This is a genomic window from Mitsuaria sp. TWR114 (genome assembly GCF_007997345.1).
Window position 1 is genome coordinate 1 of the sequence record NZ_VOSR01001015.1, and the last position, 1,678, is coordinate 1,678.

2 protein-coding genes are annotated in these 1,678 nt (G+C 71.5%); one reads left to right on the forward strand and one right to left on the reverse strand.

Annotated features, from left to right (window positions below):
• Positions 1 to 929 (forward strand): ABC transporter substrate-binding protein (locus FUT87_RS26850; protein WP_222617314.1); only part of this gene is annotated, 929 nt, incomplete at its 5' end.
• Between the two features lie 73 nt (positions 930 to 1,002).
• Here the strand turns inward: FUT87_RS26850 and FUT87_RS26855 are convergent.
• Positions 1,003 to 1,678 (reverse strand): ornithine carbamoyltransferase (locus FUT87_RS26855; RefSeq protein WP_147242958.1); only part of this gene is annotated, 676 nt, incomplete at its 5' end.

Genomic DNA, 1,678 nt, shown 5'->3' on the forward strand with positions numbered 1-1,678 from the left:
GCGGCAGCGCCGGCACGGGAGAAGAAAAGATGACGACGTGGGGATTCGGGCGGCCGGACCGGCCCGCGCGCGGGCGCGCGGGGCCGGCGGCGATCGATCGCTGGACGCGTGCGCCCTGGCGTGTCGCGGGCTGGCTGCTCTGCGCACTGGGCCTGGTCGCCGGGACGGCGCGGGCCGACTGCACACGTCCGATCCGGGTGCCGGTGGCGCCCATCGGCATGAGCGTGGTGACCTCGGGCGGCGAGGTGAGCGGCGTCTTCCCGGAGCTGATGCGCAAGGTGGCCGCGGAGACCGGCTGCCAGTTCGAGTTCACCGTCGTGCCGCGGGCGCGCGTCGAGGCGATGTTCGCCGCCAACGGCGCCGACGTCCTGGTGCCGGCGACCCGGACCTCCAAGCGCGACCTGCACGGCGACTTCATTCCGGTGATGAAGGCCCGGGCGCTGCTGATCTCGCTGGCCTCCGACCGCGCGCCGATCGAGAGTCTGGCCGCGCTGGCCGAGCGTCGCGAACTGCGCGTGGCGGTGGTGCGCGGTTTCGACTATGGCGAGCCCTACCTGGAGCTGCTCAGGACGCTCAAGGCGCAGCGCCGCCTGGTGGTCGAGGCCGATCCGGCGGCGGTCGTGCGCGCGCTGGAGCGCAGCCTGGCCGACGTCACGGTGATGGCGCCCTCGATCCTGGCGGGGACGCTGCTGCAGGACTCGCGCACGCGACCGCTGCTGGAGCGGCTGCGGCTGGAGCCGGTGACCGAGCTCACCTGGACCGACAGCGGGATCTACCTGTCGCGCCACCTCGTGGCGAAGGACCGCGAACTGCTCGCCGACGCGCTCGAGCGCAGCGCGCGTTCGGGCGCGGCCTGGAAGACCGTGCAGAAGCACTATCCGGCGGGCTCCTACGAGGAAGGGCTCAAGCCGCTCGCTGTCGCGAAGTAGCGCGGCCGCGCCGCACGGAAAAAGGCCCGCGCGAGGCGGGCCTGGTCGTGCCGGTGGACGCGTGGTCCGCCGCTCAGCCGATCCGGCCCAGCAGCAGGTACTCCATCAGCGCCTTCTGCACGTGCATGCGGTTCTCGGCCTCGTCCCAGACCACCGATTGCGGGCCGTCGATCACCTCGGCGGCGACCTCCTCGCCACGGTGCGCCGGCAGGCAGTGCATGAACAGCGCGTCGGGCTTGGCCACGGCCATCATGTCCGCGTCGACGCACCAGTCCGCGAAGGCGGCGCGGCGCGCCTCGTTCTCGGCCTCGTAGCCCATGCTGGTCCAGACGTCCGTGGTCACCAGGTCCGCGCCGCGGCAGGCTTCCTTGGGGTCCTGGAAGACCTTGTAGCAGCGGGTGTCCTTGATGCCGGCGACCGCGGGATCGATCTCGTAGCCGCTGGGCGTGCTCACGTGCACCGTGAAGCCCAGGATCTCCGCCGCCTGCAGCCAGGTGTTGGCCATGTTGTTGCCGTCGCCGACCCAGGCCACCACGCGCCCCTTGAGGCAGTCCATGTCGATCGCGCCGCGGCGGTCCATGCCGCGCTGCTCGATGAAGGTGAACAGGTCCGCCAGGATCTGGCAGGGGTGGTACTCGTTGGTCAGGCCGTTGATCACCGGCACCCGCGAGTGCGCCGCGAAGCGCTCCAGCTTGGTCTGCTCGTAGGTGCGGATCATCACGATGTCGACCATGCGGCTGATCACGCGG